19 protein-coding genes, 1 tRNA gene and 2 pseudogenes are annotated in these 22,798 nt (G+C 30.7%); 2 read left to right on the top strand and 20 right to left on the bottom strand.

What is annotated here, in order from left to right; translation table 11 throughout:
* Positions 1 to 88: 88 nt before the first annotated feature.
* From LQ694_RS03460 to LQ694_RS03415, 10 genes and pseudogenes are all read right to left on the bottom strand, one after another.
* The gene (locus LQ694_RS03460) at positions 89 to 937 is read right to left on the bottom strand and encodes a DUF4238 domain-containing protein (protein ID WP_196968647.1); all 849 of its coding nucleotides are present in this window, start codon (positions 935 to 937) and stop codon (positions 89 to 91) included.
* Between the two features lie 78 nt (positions 938 to 1,015).
* The gene (locus LQ694_RS03455) at positions 1,016 to 2,194 is read right to left on the bottom strand and encodes a restriction endonuclease subunit S (RefSeq protein WP_196968648.1); all 1,179 of its coding nucleotides are present in this window, start codon (positions 2,192 to 2,194) and stop codon (positions 1,016 to 1,018) included.
* Positions 2,187 to 3,743 (bottom strand): type I restriction-modification system subunit M, encoded by a 1,557-nt coding sequence (locus tag LQ694_RS03450; RefSeq protein WP_196968649.1) that lies wholly within the window; start codon positions 3,741 to 3,743, stop codon positions 2,187 to 2,189. Before LQ694_RS03450 ends, LQ694_RS03455 begins: the two co-directional genes overlap by 8 nt.
* Before the next feature lie 110 nt (positions 3,744 to 3,853).
* Positions 3,854 to 6,646 (bottom strand): type I restriction endonuclease subunit R, encoded by a 2,793-nt coding sequence (locus tag LQ694_RS03445; RefSeq protein ID WP_196968650.1) that lies wholly within the window; start codon positions 6,644 to 6,646, stop codon positions 3,854 to 3,856.
* 151 nt (positions 6,647 to 6,797) lie between these two features.
* A pseudogene (locus tag LQ694_RS03440) lies at positions 6,798 to 6,935 on the bottom strand (alpha/beta hydrolase); the annotation flags it as partial.
* Positions 6,936 to 7,036: 101 nt separating this feature from the next.
* Positions 7,037 to 7,522 (bottom strand): hypothetical protein, encoded by a 486-nt coding sequence (locus tag LQ694_RS03435; RefSeq protein ID WP_196968652.1) that lies wholly within the window; start codon positions 7,520 to 7,522, stop codon positions 7,037 to 7,039.
* A 157-nt stretch (positions 7,523 to 7,679) separates the two neighbouring features.
* Positions 7,680 to 8,243, bottom strand: coding sequence for an NAD(P)H-dependent oxidoreductase (locus tag LQ694_RS03430; protein WP_196968653.1), 564 nt, complete (start codon positions 8,241 to 8,243; stop codon positions 7,680 to 7,682).
* A complete protein-coding gene (locus LQ694_RS03425) occupies positions 8,236 to 8,649 on the bottom strand; it encodes a MerR family transcriptional regulator (RefSeq protein ID WP_196968654.1) in 414 nt (137 codons plus the stop codon). Before LQ694_RS03425 ends, LQ694_RS03430 begins: the two co-directional genes overlap by 8 nt.
* A gap of 83 nt (positions 8,650 to 8,732) precedes the next feature.
* On the bottom strand, positions 8,733 to 9,602 hold the full coding sequence (locus LQ694_RS03420) for an alpha/beta hydrolase (RefSeq protein WP_370688580.1): 870 nt from the start codon (positions 9,600 to 9,602) through the stop codon (positions 8,733 to 8,735).
* A gap of 204 nt (positions 9,603 to 9,806) precedes the next feature.
* Positions 9,807 to 11,204 (bottom strand): MDR family MFS transporter, encoded by a 1,398-nt coding sequence (locus tag LQ694_RS03415; protein ID WP_081359372.1) that lies wholly within the window; start codon positions 11,202 to 11,204, stop codon positions 9,807 to 9,809.
* A 220-nt stretch (positions 11,205 to 11,424) separates the two neighbouring features.
* Here LQ694_RS03415 and LQ694_RS03410 point away from each other — a divergent pair, with 220 nt between their 5' ends.
* Positions 11,425 to 12,405, top strand: a complete 981-nt coding sequence (locus LQ694_RS03410; protein ID WP_058611771.1) for a tRNA dihydrouridine synthase — start codon at positions 11,425 to 11,427, stop codon at positions 12,403 to 12,405.
* A gap of 169 nt (positions 12,406 to 12,574) precedes the next feature.
* Here LQ694_RS03410 and LQ694_RS03405 read toward each other — a convergent pair whose 3' ends face one another.
* The 9 genes and pseudogenes from LQ694_RS03405 to LQ694_RS03365 form a co-directional block, all read right to left on the bottom strand.
* On the bottom strand, positions 12,575 to 13,615 hold the full coding sequence (locus LQ694_RS03405) for an NAD(P)-dependent alcohol dehydrogenase (protein ID WP_196968655.1): 1,041 nt from the start codon (positions 13,613 to 13,615) through the stop codon (positions 12,575 to 12,577).
* Between the two features lie 159 nt (positions 13,616 to 13,774).
* Positions 13,775 to 14,209 (bottom strand): antibiotic biosynthesis monooxygenase family protein, encoded by a 435-nt coding sequence (locus tag LQ694_RS03400; RefSeq protein ID WP_058611769.1) that lies wholly within the window; start codon positions 14,207 to 14,209, stop codon positions 13,775 to 13,777.
* Positions 14,210 to 14,239: 30 nt separating this feature from the next.
* Positions 14,240 to 15,614, bottom strand: a pseudogene (locus LQ694_RS03395) (cryptochrome/photolyase family protein).
* Between the two features lie 384 nt (positions 15,615 to 15,998).
* Positions 15,999 to 16,069 (bottom strand) — tRNA-Gly (locus LQ694_RS03390).
* Positions 16,070 to 16,277: 208 nt separating this feature from the next.
* The gene (locus LQ694_RS03385) at positions 16,278 to 17,762 is read right to left on the bottom strand and encodes a Mur ligase family protein (RefSeq protein ID WP_239771816.1); all 1,485 of its coding nucleotides are present in this window, start codon (positions 17,760 to 17,762) and stop codon (positions 16,278 to 16,280) included.
* Between the two features lie 96 nt (positions 17,763 to 17,858).
* Positions 17,859 to 19,115 (bottom strand): hypothetical protein, encoded by a 1,257-nt coding sequence (locus LQ694_RS03380; protein ID WP_058611767.1) that lies wholly within the window; start codon positions 19,113 to 19,115, stop codon positions 17,859 to 17,861.
* A gap of 88 nt (positions 19,116 to 19,203) precedes the next feature.
* A complete protein-coding gene (locus LQ694_RS03375) occupies positions 19,204 to 19,950 on the bottom strand; it encodes an anti-sigma factor (RefSeq protein ID WP_218697029.1) in 747 nt (248 codons plus the stop codon).
* A gap of 1 nt (position 19,951) precedes the next feature.
* Complete coding sequence (locus tag LQ694_RS03370) at positions 19,952 to 20,509, bottom strand: RNA polymerase sigma factor (RefSeq protein WP_025905379.1); 558 nt, start codon at positions 20,507 to 20,509, stop codon at positions 19,952 to 19,954.
* A gap of 55 nt (positions 20,510 to 20,564) precedes the next feature.
* Positions 20,565 to 21,152 (bottom strand): class F sortase, encoded by a 588-nt coding sequence (locus tag LQ694_RS03365; RefSeq protein ID WP_218697028.1) that lies wholly within the window; start codon positions 21,150 to 21,152, stop codon positions 20,565 to 20,567.
* A 165-nt stretch (positions 21,153 to 21,317) separates the two neighbouring features.
* Between LQ694_RS03365 and LQ694_RS03360 the strand changes: the two genes are divergently transcribed.
* Positions 21,318 to 21,629, top strand: a complete 312-nt coding sequence (locus LQ694_RS03360) for a hypothetical protein (protein ID WP_048540344.1) — start codon at positions 21,318 to 21,320, stop codon at positions 21,627 to 21,629.
* Between the two features lie 200 nt (positions 21,630 to 21,829).
* Here the strand turns inward: LQ694_RS03360 and LQ694_RS03355 are convergent, their stop codons facing one another.
* The gene (locus LQ694_RS03355) at positions 21,830 to 22,516 is read right to left on the bottom strand and encodes a hypothetical protein (protein WP_218697027.1); all 687 of its coding nucleotides are present in this window, start codon (positions 22,514 to 22,516) and stop codon (positions 21,830 to 21,832) included.
* Positions 22,517 to 22,798: the final 282 nt, after the last annotated feature.

The following is a 22,798-nucleotide window of genomic DNA, read 5'->3' as shown; positions in this document are numbered from 1 at the left end:
TCAACACACAAAGTATATCACACGTTTGAAAGCACAAAGACAAAAACCCTCCTAATAAATTAAGAGGGCTGAATTTTAAAAGTTGAATTTAATTTTTATCAATAATTTGCTTTGTTTGCATATGTGGATATCTAAAATCCCAGTTTTCATTTTTGAAACGATTATATATATAATGAGTTTGTAGTATATTGAATGGTTTATTAGAAATAACATAATAATTTGCTGTATTAATAGTTGCTTCATTTAAATACCTAGTCTTTTCAGGCGCTAACATTACCACCAAGTCTTTAGAAACGTTAATAGAATCTTCTTGAAATTCAATACATAAGTATGGAGAAATTGGTAGGATCATTTGTTTCCACTCATTAGTACCAATTATTGGGTTATCACTTGTTAACAGATTTCCTTCACTTATTGCAATATGGAAAGTCATTGTAGACGGCTTAGCAATTCGTTCTAAAAGATCCTCTAGCACACCTTCTTGTTTAAATAACCAGTTGAATTTTATTATTTTATCTCTATTATTTTTTATTTCTTCTAATTCAATCGGACGTGTTCTTGGAATATATGAATTAATATTTTCAATCATATCAATATATTTAATTCTACCAGAATCCGTTCTGATATATTGTAACCACATATATTTATATATGAAATCCTGTTGTTCTTCCGAAATATATACTTCATCGGACAAAATATTCTTCAATATGTCATCAATAATAGATCCCATCTGCGATTCATAATCACCTAATTTACTTTCTAAAATATTATCAATTACTTCATCACTTTCATATGAATTATTTTTAGCGCAAACTTTACTATAACTCATTTCACATTCTTTATTAGACTGATTTATATAAACATGAACCTTATCTTGCTCATTAGCAAAATGTTTTAATAAGCACCTTGGATAATAATGTTGTTTTTTAGTTACCATAAACCCTCTCCTTATAATTACTCAAAATAATTTACTTCTAAAAAATGGCTTGTTTAAATAATATTTTTATATACATATTTACACAAACATTTTTTGTAAGAGCCCTTGTTTACGTTCTTTTAAAGATTCAACTTTATTGGATTGTTTATCAATAATGTTATCGATTTTTTTAAAGAATTCACCGATTTTTTCTTGTTCTTTTTTAGAGCTTGAAAATTTCATGCTTTTTGTTTTTAAAATACTAAAATGTCTTTTATAACCTTCTGGAATAACATTAAAATATTGTAACAACACAAAAAGATACTGAACTAAACTGCCGTCTTTACTTGTTAATAATTTAACACCATCTCCTCCAATAATAAATGGTTCATCAATTTTCTTAATTACGGTTGTATGGTCTCCATAAACAATTAAATCATTATAATTTTCAATTCTTTTACTCATTTGATTTGAATATCCTAAAAATTTGTTTTTTCCCTGATCAACAACGGGAATATTACCATTTATCATTACTTCAGAGGATTTTATCTGATTACTTTTACTAGGTACAACTTTGAATATATCCAAGAAGTTTTTCTCTTCCCACTCCGGATACTCATTTCCATTCTCATCTTTAAAACGCAGTTCTTGTGAGAAAATCTTTTGCATATATCCCTTTTTCTGTTCTTCTAATTTCGCTAACTTTTGTTCCTCTAATTCAATTTGTCGGTCAAGTTTGCCGAAAAATCCACTTATTTTTTTTTGTTCTTCTCTAGAGACAGGTATATTTAAATTTAATGTTTTTAGATGTTCATTATACAAGTGAACTACGGTTTTTCCTTGAGACAATTTAGCTATTTTCCACTTATTTATTCCGTTCATTGATAATGAAATAAAATTACCATCTTTATTTATAGGTGTTAGTATGTTTAAATCTCCACCTATATAGACATCATCCTTTACATTTAGAGATGATGCTGTGGCAATATCTTCAGCAGTTTCACCGGATGATGGAAGTAAAACTTGGTTATTTTCTCCTTTCACTAATTTTTCTATGTTAACGTTTGTTTTACTTTTAACTTCATTTATAAAAAAGCCGTATTTTGTATAAAGTTCACCATATAGAATACAATAGTTTTCTCCACTCTCGTCCAAATCTTTCTTACCCAATAATTTTCCTTTTGAAAATTTTACAATTTGATTCAATTTCTTCTCTTCCCACTCCCCATCAAACTCTGGGAATCTCAATTCTGGTACTTTCTTTTCTTGATTAGTCATGTGTCACCACTCCTAATTCTTTTAAGTAGCTTTCTATTTCTTGTTCTACTTCTTTTATTTCCGCTTCTATCGTTTTCAAATCTGATTGTACTTGTTCTAAGTCTACTGGTTCTTCTTCTTCAAATGTATCGACATATCTTGGTATGTTAAGGTTATAGTCATTTTCTGCTATTGCTTCTAGGCTTGCTGTATGACTATATTTATCTATTGCTTCTCTATTTGTATAAGTATTGATGATTTTTTCTACGTGTTCGTCTGTTAGGTTGTTTTGATTTTTACCTTTTTCAAACTCATTTGATGCATCTATAAACAACACATCTTGATCTAATTTACGGCATTTTTTAAATACTAGAATACATGTTGGTATACTTGTTCCGTAGAAGATGTTTGCTGGTAAACCGATTACTGCGTCTAGATAGTTCTTCTCTTCGATTAAGTACTTACGTATGACACCTTCTGCTGCGCCACGGAATAAGACACCATGCGGTAAGACTACTGCCATTGTTCCTTCATCGTCTAAATAGTGCACCATATGTTGAATAAAGGCGAAGTCTGCTTTTGATTTAGGTGCTAGTTTACCGTAATTACTAAATCTTTCGTCATCGTCAAATTTACTATCCGCACTCCATTTTGCACTGTATGGTGGGTTTGCTACTACTGCATCGAATTTCTCATCTAAGAATGCTGGAGCTTCTAAAGTGTCACCGTTATGAATATCAAAGTTCTCAAAGCGTACGTCATGTAGTAACATGTTCATTCTAGCTAAGTTATATGTCGTATTGTTTCTTTCTTGACCATAGTAACGATATACTGTTGTTTCTTTACCTACACGTAATAGTAATGAACCTGAACCACATGTTGGATCATATACATTTCTTAGTTTATCTTTGCCTAATGTTACGATTTTAGATAAGATTTTTGAAACTTGTTGAGGTGTATAGAACTCTCCTGCTTTCTTACCAGCGTTTGCAGCAAATCGTCCAATTAAGAATTCATAAGCATCACCTAACATATCTATTTCCATATCACTATGTAAGAACGGTAAATCTTCTAAATTAACCATTACTTTACTTAATAAAGCCGTTCGGTCTTTAACTGTATTACCTAATCTTGTAGAACTTAAATCCATATCACTGAATAGTCCAATAAAGTCTTCTTCACTTTCTTCTCCAAGTGTAGATGTTTCTACTTTTCTAATTGCTTGTGCTAAATGTTCAATATCAAATCTTTGGTTTTCAATTTCTTTAACCATATTGCCAAACAAGTCTTTTGGCTCTATGTAATAACCAACATTTTCTAAAAGTTCTGCTTTTAAATCTTCACGATATTCTTCATCTTCCCATGCTTCTTCATATGTTAGATCTTCACCAGATAATGCTTCAGCAACTTCTGATTCTGCTTTTTCTGATAGAAAGCGATAGAAGATTAATCCTAGTATGTAATTACGGAATTCACTTGCATCCATATTTCCTCTTAAATCATTTGCTATAGACCATAAACGTTTATGTAATTCTGCTTGCTGTTGGCGTTGCTTTTCTGTAATTGACATTTTATTTCCTCCATTAATTTGGTACATTTTAGTTTTATTTTACTTATTTGAGTTTGTAAAAGCATATCAAAACCTCTGTAATATACTATTACAAAGGTTTTAATTACTATCTAAAAACTATATTTTGATGTCACTTCTTCAATAAATGATGCAATTGCTTTTTTAGTTTGTCGTTTTTCTCTAAGTTTCTTATCTCCGACAAGGTCCTTTAATTCATCTTGATTAACGATACCACTAAATTCAAACTCTCCCGTAATTGCCTTAAGTATTTCTTCATCTACTGCTTGTTGATGAGCAAACTTTTTAAACTCTTCTTCCCGTTTCGCATTTTCAAACTTGAGATAAACTTCATCTATATCATCTTCTTCAGATAACTTAGGCACTACTTCATCTATAAACTCACGTATTAAATCACGTTTAAGTCGAAGCGTTGGGTCGTCTGCATTGTCTAATATACGTCTAATTTGTTCACGATTTCGTTGTTGTTCTTCTTTGTCTTTCAAATCGATCTTACGTACGAGTTCCATGATATACGAAACATTAATTAAGTCATTACGCAGAATCTCTATTTCAAAATCTATATCATTTAATATCGTTACTTTTTCATTTTCGCCGTGTTTATTCTTAACTTCATCGTATATCGCGAAGTATTTACTCTTGTAGTCTTCAAACTCTTGTTCACCCATACCTATATTTTCATTCGTAAAGTTGAATTCTTCGAAAGTTTTCAGTCTTAGCACTAATTTAGAAACGAGGCGGAACGCTTCGACAAATGATTTTTTATCATTTTCATCAAAGACATTATCCATATCTTCTGGATTTTGAGCGATTGTTTTCAATTCAGCTAACGCATCTACAAACTCAGATAAATACTCTTCATAACTTCTCATTAATATACGATCTGTATCCTCTGTTTGAGAGAATAGCTTTAACGCCTCATCTGTTTGGCGTTTCAAATTACGATAATTAACAATTTTCCCGAATGGTTTTGTTTCTTTTTCCACTCGATTAGTTCTTGAGTAGGCTTGAATTAAGTCATGGTGTTTTAAGTTTCTATCTACATATAAAGTGTTCAACACTTTACTATCAAATCCAGTTAAGAACATATTCACAACGATTAGGACGTCTATTTTGCTATCTTTAACACCCTTTTTAACACTATTTGAAATATGATTGAAATACCCTTGGAACGTATCTGTTGAAAAGTTTGTACCAAATGTTGCATTGTAGTCCGCTATTATTTCATCTAATGAATCTCTAGAATGTTTTTCCTTTACATTACCTTCTGTACTTTCTTCATTTGGTGAATACGAATATACACCTGCGATATTAAGCGGTTTATCATAATCTTTACTAATCTCTTTAAACACATTATAAAATTTAATAAGTGCTGGGATACTTTGAACAGTTAAGATTGCTGAATACTGTCTATTTCTAGTATATTTATCATGATTTTCAACTATATATCTTGCGATGAGTCTAATTCGATCATCTGCCAGCCATACTTCATCCTTATTGATACCTTCAACCAATTCCTCTGAATCTAGATCTATATTTTTTGTTTTTATTGTATTAATATAATCCACTGAAAAGCCTAATACATTACCGTCATGAATGGCATTTTTAATTAAATAAGTGTGTAAACATCTACCGAAGATATCTGCCGTACTTCTACCATCTTGACTTTTATTTTCTTCAAAGCGAGGTGTTCCTGTAAAGCCAAAGTACTGAGCATTATTGAAATGTTGGCGAACAATACGGTGCATATCACCAAATTGACTACGATGACACTCATCAATAATAAATACGACTTTATTAGTCTTATATTGTTCTAATGCTTTCGGGTTACTTTGAATCGCTTTCGACATTTTTTGTATAGTAGTAACGATAAGCGGTAAGCTTCTATCGTTTAACTGCCTAACAAGTTGCGAAGTATTATTTGTTTTATCTACTGCACCCTTAGCAAATTTATTAAACTCTTCTTCTGTCTGACTGTCTAAATCTTTACGGTCAACTAGGAATATCACTTTTTGGATATCATCTTGTTCTGATAATATTTGACTCGCCTTAAACGAAGTTAATGTTTTACCGCTTCCAGTCGTATGCCAAATATAACCGTTATTGTTTGTTTCAGTCGCTTGATTGATCAATGCTTCAACAGCATGTACTTGATAAGGACGCATCGCCATGAGAATATGATCAGTCTCATTAATTATCATATAGCGTGAAATCATTTTAGCTAATTGGCATGGTCTTAAAAATGAATTAGTAAAGTCACTCAAATTATTAATACGCTTGTTATCTTTATCACTCCAATAAAACATATGGCTTTTTAATATATCACCATCATTATTAGATAGATAACGCGTTTCTACGCCATTACTTATAACGAATAATTGTATATATCGAAATAGTCCTGTGTAGTTTTGTTTACGATAACGCATAACTTGGTTAAATGCTTCATTAATATCGACACCACGACGCTTAAGTTCAATTTGAACTAGTGGCAATCCATTCACTAATATAGTGACATCATATCTTGCTTTATATTTATCGTTTACCGACACTTGATTTGTAATTTGGAATTTGTTTTTACACCAATTTTTTGTATCTAAAAATGATAAATATTCTTCAGTTTCATCATCACGCTTTAAAGGCAACTTATCGCGTAGAATACGTGCACTTTCAAAAATACTTTTCCCATTAATCATCGTCAATAAGCGTTGAAACTCTTTATCTGTTAATGGTTGATCTTTGAATTTATCAGCATGACGTTCATTGAGAATAGCACGGAAATTATCCAATAATTGTTGTTCATTTCTAATCGTTACAGTTTCATAGCCATTTGATTCTAACTGTTCCATCATTTCATTTTCTAGAGCAAACTCACTTTGGTATACCATAACATCCCCTACCTTTGTTTCTATTACAATTAATTATAATATATAACTCATTTTATGTGGTGTAAATTTTAAGATTATAGAATATATTTACCAATTATTTCGTTTTTCAAATGTATAACTACTGGGATATTTCGTTTACCGCTAGATTTCCCTACCTTCCCCACAGAAACTCTACAATCTCATTCGCGACTTGTTTGTTTTCGTGTAGTTCGCTGTGCTGGGCTGTTTTGCCTTCGTATTTGGATTCTTTATAGCTTTTTGGACTATTTCCTAGTAAATATTTTAAAGACATTAATAAATTACTAACCTTAAAATTACATCTTATAATCGAAAATAAATATATGTACTTCATACTATAGTTCTATATGACAAGTCATCAAACCTTGAAAATTATCTATCATATTTTTCTTCTTTAACATCAATACTGACAAAAAATATAAAAGTAAAAGCTATGAATCCCATAATGTTAAACATATTAAAAATTGAAAATAAATTTGTACTATTAGACATCATAAATATTATTAATAATATGTTAAATTGGTGAATTATCAACATAAACAACCACCCGAAAATCTCTTCCACTCTATGAATCACTTTAAAATTTGTAAAAACTAACATAAAAAGCAAAATACAAAACATAACGGTAGTTACTATAATGAGATATGTGTAAAATGCATAAAGGCCATGAATCATATCCAATTCAATATTTCCAAACAATTTATTAATAAGATTTCCTGTAATTACATTTAGTAATTTATTAAGACTAATTAAAATTTTTGTATCTAAAAAATACATAATAAAAATAGCGAAATTCAAGTATGTAATCATAAATAAAGGTGTTCCGAACTCTAGCCACTTTAATTTAATTTTAGGCAAAGTATGTCATCCCTTCTTTTTTTAATATATTTATTAGTATATTAAAAATTTAATACGCTTGATATAGATACACCTAAATATATCAAGCGTATATTAATCCATAAAAAAACTGTGCAAGTAGTATGCAACTTCTCTACTTACACAGTTTATTTTTTTACTATTCTTCTAGCTTTTTCATTACTTTCTTCGTAATATCATCTATCACTTTATCCATAGTTTTATTCTTATTTCTACTTCTATTTAAGTTATCAATATGATAAGTAGATATTGTATAAATACCTGATAGGTTTAATGGATATTTGAGTACATGGTATCCCATTCTTTTTTTCATTCTATGAAATACTTCTGGTCCGCCTTGTGTATATACAATAATTGCTTTTTTATCTTTCCATAGTCCTTTTCTGAAATACCGCTTCTGCTTAAAGCTAAATGCATATTCAGGCCAAAATGCTAAATCTATAAAACTTTTCATGATTGGTGTGACATTAAACCAATAAAGTGGATATATAAATATTAATGTATCAGACTGTTCTAGTTTATTAAGTATTTCTTGATGTTCATCTATGACTGTTGAATGATAGCCATTCTCTAATATAAGAGGTAAGTTCATTTGTTGTAAATTAAACACATAACGATTACTTTGATGAATATTCTTTATAATAGATTCATACACTTTAAAACATACCCCAGATTGATTACCACCATAAATGACACTAATCATTAGATCCTCTCCTTTGATTGAGCTCATTTAATATCAATTCTTTATTTAAGGCATACTGATTATTTTTAGATAAGTCATGAATGTTCTTTAGTTTATTAAGGATAAATATTTGGTTATTTAATTCTTCTTCTTTTTCTTCAATAACTTTATTGATATAGTCCATAGAAGTAACGTTACATGCTTCTGTAGCTGGTTCATGAAATAGTTGAATAATATATTTGATATCCTCTAAATCAATATTTAATGCCTTTAAGTTCATAATCATTTTGAGATCAATCATCGTTTGTTCATCAAAGTAACGATATTGATTCGCATCTCTCGGAATCTTTAGTAAACCTACTTTTTCATAATACCTAATTTGTGATTTAGTAATGTTTAAAGTTTTGGAAACATCGTCAATTCTCATACAATATACCTCCTTCATTTAAAACCTATCATTAAACCACACTTTAAGGTCAAATACTTTTTCAATTTACTTATTCATTCTCCCTACCTCCCCCACAGAAACTCCACAATCTCATTTGCGACATGCTTGTTTTCGTGTAGATCGCTGTGTTGGGCTGTTTTGCCTTCGTATTTGGATTCTTTATAGCTTTTCGGACTATTTCCTAGTAAATATTTCAATGACTTTGATGAGCTGTTGGACACGCGACCGTCTGAGTTGGTGCCGTCTTGTAAGTCACCATATATGTTTAATACTTCTATTTCTTGTCCTTTATAGATGTCTTTCAATTGTTGTAGTTCTGGATATGGTGGGTTCATGCGACTTGGTTTACCGCTTCTATCCACACTAATTTCATTTACTTGTTCATTCATATTTAATACACCATTAAACGTACCGGCAATGTTCACTTCTTTATTCAACTGCGGTAATGTTTCATCATCTCCGTATCTCAACATATATTTAGCAAATGATAAATTCCCCATTGAATGTCCGACAAAGTTAAATTTCTTAATGCCGTATTCACTTTGTAATTTCGCTAGTACGTTTTTAAACCACTCTGCATTGAGATCTAGATCGCCTTGTTTATTATTTTCAAGTTCTATTTGTACAATAGGATTAGTCGCATCTTTTTTAAGTTTGCCTTTTAATTCAACTTCTCCATCTTCAGATACATATGCTGTGATAACTTCTTTTGTGACACCTTTTTTCTTCGCTTGTTGAACCATATATTTTTCTGAGTTCGCACTTCCTGCATAACCGTGTAGAAATAGTGTCGGTATTTGGCTTTTTATATAAGTTGAGTCTGTTGATTTAACTGTTGTTGAATGATGTTCATTAGATGGTTTCGTCATAATCATGATTCCAACGATCATCAGAATAATGATACCCATCCCCAAAATCCATAACTTCTTCACTACGATAACCTCTATTCTGTCATTTTGATTTAAGTATAAAGTATGTCTACATAAATTTCCTTATGAAACAATTCATTTCCTTATGTATTACTTTAAACCCCGCAAGAGTCAGTCTGAGGGTTGTCTGATGTCATACTGCTTTCCTTATAAAAACAAGCATAAGACTGGGACATAGTGTATGTCCCGCTCCCATGCTTTGTTTCGCTATGCTTCTTTATAGCCTTTTTTAGATGTTGGGTTGATAATCGCTAATATTAATCCGAGTATTGCTACGATACAGATAACAACGTATGCGACGCGTACGCCATGCACTAATCCTTCTATTCCATATTCATGTGGGTTTAAGATTGCTGTGTTCATAACTGTTACTAATATTGCTGAACCCATTGCTGCGCCGACTTGTCTCATTGTATTATTCATCGATGTTCCATGTGGTACTAATTCACGTGATAAATTGTTTAATGCTGCTGTTGTTAATGGATTAAAGACCATCGCATTTGCTGCGAGTGAAATAGCAAAGAATATTGTGACATATGCGAATGATGTGTGTGCATCAAGTTGTGTGAAAGCAAATGATGTAATTACAACGATTGAAACGCCTATGATGGATAATAACTTACCGCCGTATTTATCGAATATTTTACCTGTGAATGGTGAAAGTAAACCTGTTATAATTCCACCTGGCATGAGTGCTAACCCTGACATCAATGGTGAATATCCGTGTAGATTTTGTAAGTAGAATGACAATACTGTTTGACTACCTATAAATGAAACAAAGACGATACAAACGATAATCATATTGATCGTAAAGGATTTATAGGTAAAGACGCGTACGTTAAGAAACGGCTCAGTCATGCTTAATTGTTTCACGATAAACATTGTTAAGATGAGAATACCTGCAATGATCATTGAATAAACTAATGGATGATGCCAGCCTAAATTACCCGCTTCGCTAAAGCCAAATAACAATGCCGCAAAGCCTAATGTAGACAGTGTGACAGATAGTTTATTAAGCTTCGGTTTCGTAACATCTGTTACATTCTTCACGAATTTCAACGCAAATAATAAGTCTATAATGACTACGATTAATAAAATATAAAATATCACTTTCCAACTGTAGTGAGAAACAACCCAACCTGACAATGTTGGACCAATTGCTGGTGCGAAGCTGACAACTAATCCAAACATCCCCATAGCTTGCCCTCTTTTATCAGCTGGATAAACAAGAAATAGGACTGTCTGCATTAAAGGCATCATAATCCCAGCACCCATTGCTTGAACTGCACGTCCTACGAGTATGACACTGAATTGATCCGTTATAACACAAATAATAGAACCTACTATAAAGAATGTTAAAGCTGCAAAGTATAACGTTCTAGTTGTAAATCGCTGTGTTAAATATGCAGTAATCGGGATCATAATACCGTTCACTAACATAAATATAGACGTTAGCCATTGTACCGTACTACTCGTTAAATGCATTTCTTTCATAATACTTGGTAAGGCTGTAGTCATGAGTGTCTGGTTCAAAATGGCCACAAATGACCCTACCATCAAAATCGTAATAAGCAAAGTCTTATCCCGGTGTTTCAACTCTTCCACGACGACATCTCCTCGAAATCTTTCTCTAATATCATCATGTTATACAAAGGCACACGATAAAGTCAAAATGCATGCTTTACGTCTCAAAATGTTTAGATGTTATGACAAGTAATCTGAATTAAAATGAGTAAATATCCTTTTGTATAAGTTGCACTTTTATGGTAATATCATCATGGATAAATATTTAATAAATTAATAAATAAGAAGGTTAAAATATATTATGAAAGAAAATTTTTGGAGTGAATTACCACGTCCATTTTTTATTTTGGCACCTATGGAAGACGTTACGGATATCGTCTTTCGTCACGTAGTCAGTGAAGCAGCGAGACCGGATGTCTTTTTCACTGAATTTACAAATACGGAAAGTTTTTGTCACCCTGAAGGTATTCACAGTGTTCGCGGACGCTTAACATTCAGTGAAGATGAACAACCTATCGTCGCACATATATGGGGCGACAAGCCAGATCATTTCCGAGAAATGAGTATCGGAATGGCAGAAATGGGCTTTAAAGGTATTGATTTGAATATGGGCTGTCCTGTAGCAAATGTTGCAGGCAAAGGTAAAGGTTCTGGCTTAATACTAAGACCTGAACGTGCTGCTGAAATTATTCAAGCAGCAAAAGCTGGTGGTCTACCGGTAAGTGTTAAGACACGCCTCGGTTATTATGACATAGAAGAATGGAGAGATTGGTTAAAGCACGTCTTCGAACAAGATATCGCAAACTTATCTATTCACCTTCGTACGCGTAAAGAAATGAGTAAAGTAGATGCACACTGGGAATTAATCGAGGCTATTAAGAATTTGCGTGACGAAATCGCACCTAATACATTGTTAACGATTAACGGTGATATACCTGATAGAAAGACAGGTCTTGAACTTGCTGAAAAATACGGCATAGATGGTGTTATGATCGGTAGAGGTATTTTCAATAATCCATTTGCATTTGAGAAAGAGCCTCGTGAGCATACAAGTAAAGAACTACTAGACCTACTCAGATTACATCTCACATTATTCGATAAATACGCAACAAGTGAAACAAGACAATTCAAAAGCTTACGTAGATTCTTCAAAATATACGTACGTAGCATGAGAGGCGCTAGCGAATTAAGACATCAATTAATGAGTACAGAAACAACAGACGAAGTACGCGCATTATTAGATGAATTCGAAGCCCAAATGGAAGACACCGTAGAATCTTAAAGTTAATAAATAAATCATCCCCTGTTAACGTTGGAGTTAGCAGGGGATTTTTTGTGTTAGTTAAAGTGGGATTGTCGGCTGAGTTAGTTACAAAACTCAACAGAAGTGTTACTAACGATGCCCTTAAAACAAAAAAGTGCCCATCATATGGACACTTTATCTTACGTTATTACATTGTGCTTGTATCTATTACGAAACGATATTTAACGTCTGATGATAAGACTCTTTCATATGCTTCGTCTATTTGATCTGCTGAAATCAGTTCGATTTGTGGTCTAATGTTATGTTCTGAACAGAAGTCTAACATTTCTTGTGTTTCTCTTATACCACCGATTGCTGAACCTGCAAATGATCTACGGTGACCTATTAAGTTTGCTACACGTAATGATACGGGTTCTGCTGGTGCACCTACGTTAACAATCGTACCGTCTAATCTTAATAGTTTAAGGTAAGCATCTATTGGTAAATTAGCACTTACGGTATTAATAATTAAATCAAATGAGTTAGCAAGTTCTTCAAATGTTGACTCATCAGTTGTTGCATAATAATGAGAAGCGCCTAATTTTAAGCCATCTTCTTTTTTATTTAATGTACGTGATAATACTGTTACGTCAGCGCCCATTGCATGTGCAATTTGAACGGCCATATGACCAAGTCCACCCATACCAATAACAGCTACATTTTTACCTTCGTAAGCTTTCCAGTGATTTAAAGGTGAATACGTTGTAATACCTGCACAAAGTAAAGGTGCCGCTTCATCTAAAGGAATATTATCCGGAATACGTAGTACGAAATCTTCATGTACGACGATATGTGTTGAATAACCACCTTGAGTAGGTTCACCATATCTGTCAGTACTTGCATATGTACCAACCATTCCTTTTAAACAATATTGTTCTTCGCCGTTTTGACAATGTTCACATTCACCGCAAGAGTCAACCATACAACCAACACCAACACGGTCATCTACTTGATATTTACTCACATCAGAACCAATTTCTTTAACAATACCCGCAATCTCATGACCCGGTACTAAAGGATAGTTCACTGGTCCCCATTCTCCATGTGCAGTGTGAATATCCGAATGGCATATCCCTGCATATTTAATTTCTATTAAAATATCATGTTTATCTAAATCTCTTCTCGTAATTTCTGTCGCAAAAAAATTAGAATCCGGACTACTTACTGCTCTCGCTTTAGCATTTAGCATCATAAATTCCTCCGTTACTTACTGGATAGAATACAGTGATTCGTATTCTTCTTTGCTAATATTAGACCCGTGTGTAAGCAAGGTCAATTCAAAAGTCTTGAAGGCTACTTTATACTATTTATACTCTATTTTCCGAATTAGTGCCCATCTTCATAATCGTTACTCTTTTAATTCTAAGCTAATATTAAAGGATAGCTTTCTGTTTACGATAGCTTGATCGGCTCCTTTTTTAGTACCTCTTTTTTGATGTGTGTTTTTATATTCTTGAGAATCTTGCCATTGTTTATATGATTCTTCGTTTTTCCAAATAGTTATGATTACATAATGTTCATTCGTACTGCATGGTTTTAAAAACAATAAACTTTCAAACCCTTGAGTATTTGTTAGGTTTATATCTCGATTTAGAAAAACACGCTCAAAATCTTCTTCAAAACCAGGATTTGCATATAAATGGTTAAACACGACATATCCATTTTGAGGTAAATTATTAATCTGTTCTAAAATAATATACTGATAACTTGCATTAAATTTATTGATTGTAACCTCATTGTTATTTTGAGTTAGATAAATACCGTGCATTTCATTTTTCAACAAATAAATCACTCCTTTTTAATGAATAACATATCAAAATTGTTTGAACTTATCCATCACATAATCTCTGCTTTTTTTATGATTCACGATAGTCTCTGGATATTCTTTTCCAATTTCGATATGATAAATTTCTTGCAAATTGTCTTTATATTTAGTTGGATCATGAATATATTTACTTGCCACATCATTAAATATTTCGAGCTCTGTTTTAATAAAATACCCTTGGGCATCGAAGCGCTCACTTTGACGTATAGGATTAAACATTCTAAAATAAGGCACTGCATCTGTCCCAGTTGATGCCGACCATTGCCAACCATGTACATTAGATGCATTATCATAATCTATCAAATACTGTCTAAAATAGTCCTCCCCCCCAAGTCCAATCGATAAATAAATTTTTAGTCAAAAATTGTGATACGACCATTCTTAAACGATTGTGCATATATCCTGTACGATTTAATTTTATCATTGCAGCATCGACAATTGGATAGCCAGTTTGTCCTTTTTTCCATGCTTCAAAATGTGCTTTATTATAAGACCATTTCATGTTGCGATATTTCTCAGAAAAAGATTTAGTGGAAGCTTCTGGATATTGTGTCATTAATACATAATAAAATTCCCGGAATATAACCTCTCTAATAAAAGATTCATAACTAATTTCATTGCTGTCGTATCCTTCAATTAAGTCATTTATAATTTCATTAATATCAAGCAACCCATATGCTAAATATTTACCTAAACCACCTACAAAATCCAGTGATACATCATCAGTCAATTTATCATAATGAGCTATATCACCATTTAAAAATTCACCCCATGCTTTGCGCGCTAACTGTTCTATATCTTTATTATTTTTAAAATTTAAGTCACTTTGATTTGAACCCTTTTCAGCAATTTGGGCCAAATGCTTAAATTGATAATTTTTTTTAGGTGTATGTACTAAATCTTGACGATTTGCTTTATAGAAACTCGTAAATATTTTATAAGGCTGATTTTGTTTATTAAAGGTCTTTGTTGGCTCAAAATAATGATTCACGCGCTGCCCAATTACTGTAATTTGATGATTTTCAAAAGCTTGTTTAACATGAGGATAATCGTATATGTCTTTGTGATAACTCATAATATCTTTTGCTACTAATACGTGAGATAACCCCAATGTATCAGCTAAGTCACCTAGCTTGTCATACGTAACAATATGGGGATGTATATCATACTTTTCTAAAGCATTTACAAACCCTTTTACTACTTTATAATAATACTCACGCTTTACTGCTGATGCATCATTTAAATCTTCTAATGGTAAGATAAAATATAATTTATTTAGCTCGTTTTGATGCTTCTCTATATAATGAAAAAGTGGATTATCTTGTGTTCTAAAAACTCTGTTTAGTATGACTCCTAAATGCATTTGAACGCCTCCTGGATTATTTTTACATAGTCACTTTATAATTTCGCTAAAAAGAGCGCTAAAATCACTTTCTTATGAGCAGTTTTAAGCGCGGTTTATATCCGTTTATTAATATTTTTCATTTGTGTGACTAATAACTTTATCAGATCAATCCTTATCGCCTGCCTCCTAAAAGATAACCTGTAAAAATATTTAAATACCTGTATATAATCTTTTTACTAGATTTTAAAAAGATTGATACAAGTATTTTGGGTTCAGTTATCTACTAACAATATAAAAAATGAGTCTGGGAAATCATATTATGTCCCAGACTCTCGAAAAATTGTATCGCTATGAAATTAATTATTAAATATGAGTCACATTTCATAGTTTTTATAAATTCAAAGCGGGTGACCAGAATCGAACTGGCAACCTCAGCTTGGAAGGCTGAGGTTATACCATTTAACTACACCCGCACAAATATTTCATTCGATTTATTACCTTTAAAAACAAATGAAATATTTACTATTTAGAATTATATAGTACCAAACCATAAATTTAAAATCAATATATCTAACAGCTAACTCTATATAAAAGCGAGTAAAATCCATTTCACTATCTTTTTATATTAGTTATATTTAAACAACTCATACCAACAAGAATCTTTAAATTAAAAACTACTATTTACACCAATTTATTATTTATACACATCTTAATATACGATTTATCGTCATGATTGATTAAACCACCCCTATAATGCTGTGGTTCATTGATACCGGTTAATAAAATAATACTTTCATCACTTTTAGTTTTCTCAACAATTTTTTTGATTGCTTCCTTTCTCGAACTCGCAATCATAATATTATTTAAATCATAATATTCCGGTAAATATTTAATCATCGTTGCAATAATATGGTTTTCATTTTCAAAACCTACTTGCTCAGAAGCTAAAATAATTTGATCAATATTATTAGGAATTAAATTCATTGTGTCTCTTATTTTATCTAAACCGCGTAAGCCTATACCTGTAAGCATTACTGTAAGCTTTTTTCTCTTTTTTGAAGAATATTTTATGGCTTCGCTAATTGATTCATTAATTGCTAATGGTGTATGTGCAAAATCTAATATAAATTCAAATTCTCTTATTTTAAATATTTCAAATCTATTATCAGGTGGTTTGATATACTTAACAACCTCTAAAATATTTTTTATATCAAAATTCAATTTATGTATTGCAAATATACTAATAGCAAGATTAATATAATTATGAATTCCATTCAATGCTATATTGATCTGATAAACATTTCCATCTATCCAAATAGATAACTTATTCTCCTCTATAGAATATTTATAATACATATCATTTTTTTGGTTATTAGAAAAATGATACCTGTCATAACCTATTTTTCTGTATTCTTCACTATCATAATTGACAATACTTTTTTTACTTAACGAATTCAGTTTTAATTTAGCTTCTAAATAATTTTCAAGTGTATGATGATACTCAAGATGCTCAGAGCTAAAATTAGTAAATATTGCTAGTTCGTTATATATAAAATTAACCCTTTTTTGGTCTAGCGCAATAGATGTAGCTTCATATACAATGTAGTCATAATTTTTTTCTGCAAAATACTTTATAATTTCAGCAAATTCAATATGCATTGGTGTAGTTGGTGTAGTTGGTGTAGAATGGTTAAAATTCATTTTGTTAAATTTAGAATCATAAACGCCTAATGTACCAACAACAGCTACTCGTTTATCTAGTTTTGATAATATTTTTCCTACCATATGACTTGTAGTTGTTTTACCATTAGTACCCGTTACTGCAATAAATTTTAAGCTTTCGATATATTTATCATAAAATAAATGTACTAATTTATTTATCGCTGATGCATAGTTAGATAAATATATAACTGGAATATCACTCTTCATATCATCCAAACTGTTTTCTTCCATATTCGTCAATATTAATATTGGATTTTTACTTATAGCCTTTTCTGCATAAATTTTAGAGCGATTAGACGCCTTTAATATAAAAACAGAAGAAGTTTTAATATTTTGGTACATGGTTGTAATATCAGTACACTCTTTATCTATATTGATTTTATAATTATTATTACTAACTAATATTTCTTGTTCAATTTGTGATATTACATCGAGTATTTTCATATTTTCTCCTTTTTAATAAATATAATATCCTTGAAAATTCAAAAAGAAAACTAGATTCAAATTTGAATTTAGTTTTCTTTATTCTATATAACGAGCCTATTTTTGTGCGCCTGTGTCCGGCATTTCTTTTGGCATATTCATTTCAAATTTTGATTTATTTTGCATTACGATTGCTTGACTTAAACCTTTAGCTGGCATAAACATATGCGCATACGCTTCTCTTACTTTCATTGTTGATGTTTTATAATCTCCTTTAGTGTAAGCATCAAATGAAGCTAACAACTGATTCACATGCATACCTAATCCTTCAGCTAACTCATCACTCTTTAATTGATTATCTGTAGCTTTAGATAGAAATGCGCCAAACTCTTTACTATAATTATCTAAGTTGCTTTTTGCTTCTTTTTTAGCGTCTTCGTCTTTATTTTTTGAAGCTTCTACGTAATCAACGAAATACCCAATATGCTCTGTCCACATTTTATCGAATTCCATACCCGCTTCTTTACCATACGCACCTTCTATTGCTTTTGATAAATCTTTTGTATTCATTTCTAACGCTTTTACTGATGCTTTGTAATTTTTAGATCCATCATATCCATTTTGCATAGCATCGGCTGCTAAGATGGCATGTTCACTCATTAAATAATTTAAATCTGATCTTAAGTCGGCTGCTTTTGTTGTTGCACTTGTATGGTGATAATCTTCAGGAAATTGTTGTGTTATAGCATTTGATAATCCTTTACTAACCATATACATGTGATGAATGGATTCTCTTTCGTATTTGTAAGCTTTGTCATAGTCCCCATTTACTGAGGCATCAAATGCGCTTACTAATTGATTCACGTGCATTTGTAAACCTTCTGATAAACCTTTCGCTTCTAATTTTTCATCTGTTGCTGATGCTAAAAATTGAGAGAAGTGCTCTCTATAATTATCTAAGTTCTTTAATGCTTCTTGTCGTGCATTTTCATCATGATCATTTGTAGCATTCACATAATCTACAAAGTACCCAATATGTTCTGCCCACATTTTCTCAAACTCTTTACCTGCTTCTTGGCCATATACATCACCGATAGCTTTAGATAAATCTTTAGTATTCATATTTAGTGATTTTACTGATGCATCAAAATCTTTAGACCCTTCTGCACCTTTTCTCATTGTATCAGTAGCTAAATACGCATGTTCACTTAGCAACATATCTAAATTACTTCTTAATTCAACTGCTTTACTATCTGTTTTTGTAACAGATTCATGTGACGCATCATGTGCTTGTGCAATTTGCGATACACTTGTTCCAGCTCCTAACAATGAAACCGATAATGACATGGCTAATACTTTCTGTGAAATATTCATCCAATCACTCCTTTGTTTTTTTGTTCATATGGTATACGCAATAAATAAAAAAAGAGATCACATTAATTAATGTAATCTCTAAAAATATCTAACCTTTTTCACCAGCCATAATAATATCACCTTCAGGAGCCTTATTATTTGGTGATGGTTCTAAAGTAATTGCTATTTTATCTTGCTTATCTAATTCGATATCACTTAAATCAAAGATAACTATTCCAGAATTTTTACTGGAAACAAAAGTACCTGCTCGATATGGCTTTTCTCCTTTAAGAATCCAAACTTGATATGCTTCATTGCCTTTCGTTTCTTGTAAATTTTGTGCTTGTACTACTAATTGTCTTTCTTTTTTATTTTTAGCTATAAACGCTTCGCCTTGAACTTGATTTTTTTCAGTAGATTTTAATTTTATTATTTGTGCACTGCTTTTATTGATTAAATGATGGTCTTTATTCTTACTTCCATGATCTTTTATATTAAAATGATATAAATTGCCTACTATAGATATTAATAATAATGCGGCCATACTAATGAGAGATACATTTTTAATGATATTTCGCTTTGTATTTAAAGGTCTATGCTGACTGTTATCATTATATTCTTGAGCTGAATTATCTACATTATTTTCATCATTTAGAATATTATTCATTATTCTACTTTTCATATCTTTAGGAGGAACAATATTTTCAACATGATAAGGAAGAGATTCATTTAATATATTCAGTTCATCTAATTCTTCTTGACAATTTTTACAAGTTTTTAAATGTTCTTCAAATTTTTGTTTTTCATCTTTACTTAATTGATCATTGAAATAATCATATAATTTTTCACATTCCATATTATTTCCTCTCTCCCTTCTTGTTTATTTTTAATTTGTGCTTTAAATGTTGAATAGATAATCTTAGCCTACTCTTTACAGTTCCCAAAGGTATTTCAAGCGTTTTCGATATTTCTTTATGATTGAAACCTTTAAAATAAAATAAATACACAATAGCTTGTTGCTTTGCGTCTAACTCATCTATACATCCTTTAATCTGTTCAGCTTCTTCTTTAGTTATGAGTTCTGATTCAGGTACATTATCCGTCTTTATATTATCCCTTTCTTCATCATATTCATAAGACGTTGTTTTCCTCTTACGTATATAATCAATTGCTAAGTTTCGTGAAATCGTAATAAGCCATGTCGACATCTTACCTTTACTACTATCAAATTTAGCTTTTTGATTCCAAATTTTCATAAATACATCTTGAAGTACTTCTTCACTCGATTGCTTATCTTGAGTGATTTTATAAATAAAACTGTATAGCAGCGATTCGTAACGGTCATATAATGTTTCTAAGCTATCTGTATCTTTAGATACTATTTTATCGTATAATTCTATATCCGATTCGCGCATTGTTTTACCCCCCGACAGTTACTATTATATGTTAGTAAATGTCCTATGCATAATTTCAACCATTTATTAATTTCGTATAAACCACTAATCTATTTGGTGTACTTCCTAGAGAAGTATTATATTCCCCTTCACAAGTAATCAAATTTAAATGTCTATTACTAGAATATCCAAATATTTTATCTACTGGTGCTTCTCTTAATTTATATAATTCTTTATCATATACTTTAAATACTAATTTCTTATTGTTTCTATCGCTAACCTCAACTTTATCACCTTTTTGAAGTTTATGAAGATTTGTAAATACACCTGGATTTACGCCATCATCAACATGTCCCGCAATCACAGCATTACCAAGTTCACCAACTTTAAAACCATCTTTAAACCAACTAGGTGTATGGATATCTTTAGGTACCGCCATTTCATTCTCTTGATTAGTTCCAGTGTGATCTAATTCGTGATTTACATTTATTCTTTTAATGTTTATTTTCAAAGGTACGATACCTTTTTGATATGTTTCGAATGCCTTTGATTCTACAGTTTGAACATTTTTCTCTTCGCTTGTTTTTTTATCTACATGATTCATTTGATTATGACATCCACTGAGTATTAAAACTGTCATTAATACCGTTATCATTTTACGCATAGCAATCACATCCTTTTATATATATACGTATATTTTTATGAATAAGATCACTCTATGTATCGATATCTAGACATACTTGGATTTTCTACTTATTTTTATAAGTTTATATTTTTCTAAAAAAAGGTATATATACTTCATACGGTTAACATAAATAGGAGTGATATGATGGGTAAAGTAGAAAAATTAGAAGAATTTGTTGAAGTCGTCAAAAAAGAAAGTGGTGTAGACTTTAAGAATTTCTACTCTTCAGAAAAACAATTAAAAAGTTTATTAGGTTTTAACAAGAATTTAAGACCACAGTTCTTAAAAGACTTAAATGATGAAGAAATATCATTTATTTATTCTGTCGTATATAATAACGGTTCTGAAAACGAAAAAGTTGATACTATGAATCATAATATTAAATATGAACTAGAAAACATGTCGGCAAATGATATCATTAATCATTATGAAGCGTTTAAAAGAAATAATAAATAGATAGTTGAAAAGCTCTGATGCAAGTGTATTTTGGGTTTAGCTATCCAATGCATTATACAAAAGAAATCTGGGAATAATATTATATCCCAGATTCAATGACTAATTATTTAACTGATAACTACTTTATAAGTAGTTCTACTATTAATTAATATACCAGCAACTATTAATATCTTTATAATATGCCTTTCTTTTGATTGATACTATTGACTATTTCCATCCATACTGTAAGTATTACTTAAAATACTTTTTGTTTTCGAAGCATTAGCTTTATATGTAAAAACACGTATTTTTTTTAATCTACTAAAATTTTGCTCAAACGATATATTACTATGAGTTTTGAGCACAGTCGAAAAATCTTTCTTGAATAATAACACCCCTTTAAGATTTAATGATATTAAATGTATTTGATTCCATTTCGGAAATTTTGATTTATGATATATGATATTTCTTGTCTCAAGTGCTATAAATTCATTACACCAGCTTCTCTTATGAATGATTTCTGTCATGGCTGGTATATTATTTTGTATCATAATACTTTGAAATTCTTCTAAATATTTATCTGCAACATCCACATGTTCAACAATATTTAAATTACATTTTAAAGACTTCAAGCTTTTCACATGAGCATTAGGGGTTAATTCCATGCATTCACGACGTATAGTTACATTCTTTGTTAAAGGTATTGTATTTATGATATCTCTATTATATTTAGACAAATCAATTACACATAATAAATTCCATTTATCCCCTCTACTATTAAAAAATAAATTAGATTTATAAAAAGTATATGTTTCTATATTTATATCATTTAATTTTTTTGAGAAGATTCTTTGATATTTCTTTTTTTCAGATTTACTATTAAAAATCAAAGTATCTATAAGATACATAAAAATCACTCCTATATTTTTTAATTAATATATTCAATTATGTTATGTTATGTCTTATATATTACACTCACACCTATTTTACTAACCACTTTTATTTAGGTATATATTAATATGCCAATGTCACTTTATTAATCTTTTTAACTTCTCCTACTAATCTAATTTTAGAAACCCTTATCACCATTTATCGTTGCAAACTTTTAACACGTTATCATTATTATAAACTTTATATTCAAACATATATATATATTCTATTTTTAAAAGTTATTTATTTGAAATTAACTT

The organism is Mammaliicoccus sp. P-M58 (assembly GCF_022386165.1).
In the GTDB taxonomy this organism is placed as follows: domain Bacteria; phylum Bacillota; class Bacilli; order Staphylococcales; family Staphylococcaceae; genus Mammaliicoccus; species Mammaliicoccus sciuri.
This window is presented reverse-complemented; position numbering and strand designations above follow the sequence as displayed.

Excerpts from the sequence above, each read along its gene's own strand:
- LQ694_RS03445 (WP_196968650.1), bottom strand. The coding sequence starts at position 6,646 with ATGGTATACCAAAGTGAGTTTGCTCTAGAAAATGAAATGATGGAACAG.
- LQ694_RS03405 (WP_196968655.1), bottom strand. The coding sequence starts at position 13,615 with ATGCTAAATGCTAAAGCGAGAGCAGTAAGTAGTCCGGATTCTAATTTT.
- LQ694_RS03450 (WP_196968649.1), bottom strand. The coding sequence starts at position 3,743 with ATGTCAATTACAGAAAAGCAACGCCAACAGCAAGCAGAATTACATAAA.
- LQ694_RS03355 (WP_218697027.1), bottom strand. The coding sequence starts at position 22,516 with ATGTATCTTATAGATACTTTGATTTTTAATAGTAAATCTGAAAAAAAG.
- LQ694_RS03370 (WP_025905379.1), bottom strand. The coding sequence starts at position 20,509 with ATGCGCGAATCGGATATAGAATTATACGATAAAATAGTATCTAAAGAT.
- LQ694_RS03360 (WP_048540344.1), top strand. The coding sequence starts at position 21,318 with ATGGGTAAAGTAGAAAAATTAGAAGAATTTGTTGAAGTCGTCAAAAAA.
- LQ694_RS03410 (WP_058611771.1), top strand. The coding sequence starts at position 11,425 with ATGAAAGAAAATTTTTGGAGTGAATTACCACGTCCATTTTTTATTTTG.
- LQ694_RS03460 (WP_196968647.1), bottom strand. The coding sequence starts at position 937 with ATGGTAACTAAAAAACAACATTATTATCCAAGGTGCTTATTAAAACAT.
- LQ694_RS03455 (WP_196968648.1), bottom strand. The coding sequence starts at position 2,194 with ATGACTAATCAAGAAAAGAAAGTACCAGAATTGAGATTCCCAGAGTTT.
- LQ694_RS03425 (WP_196968654.1), bottom strand. The coding sequence starts at position 8,649 with ATGAGAATTGACGATGTTTCCAAAACTTTAAACATTACTAAATCACAA.
- LQ694_RS03430 (WP_196968653.1), bottom strand. The coding sequence starts at position 8,243 with ATGATTAGTGTCATTTATGGTGGTAATCAATCTGGGGTATGTTTTAAA.
- LQ694_RS03385 (WP_239771816.1), bottom strand. The coding sequence starts at position 17,762 with ATGAAAATACTCGATGTAATATCACAAATTGAACAAGAAATATTAGTT.
- LQ694_RS03375 (WP_218697029.1), bottom strand. The coding sequence starts at position 19,950 with ATGGAATGTGAAAAATTATATGATTATTTCAATGATCAATTAAGTAAA.
- LQ694_RS03365 (WP_218697028.1), bottom strand. The coding sequence starts at position 21,152 with ATGCGTAAAATGATAACGGTATTAATGACAGTTTTAATACTCAGTGGA.
- LQ694_RS03380 (WP_058611767.1), bottom strand. The coding sequence starts at position 19,115 with ATGAATATTTCACAGAAAGTATTAGCCATGTCATTATCGGTTTCATTG.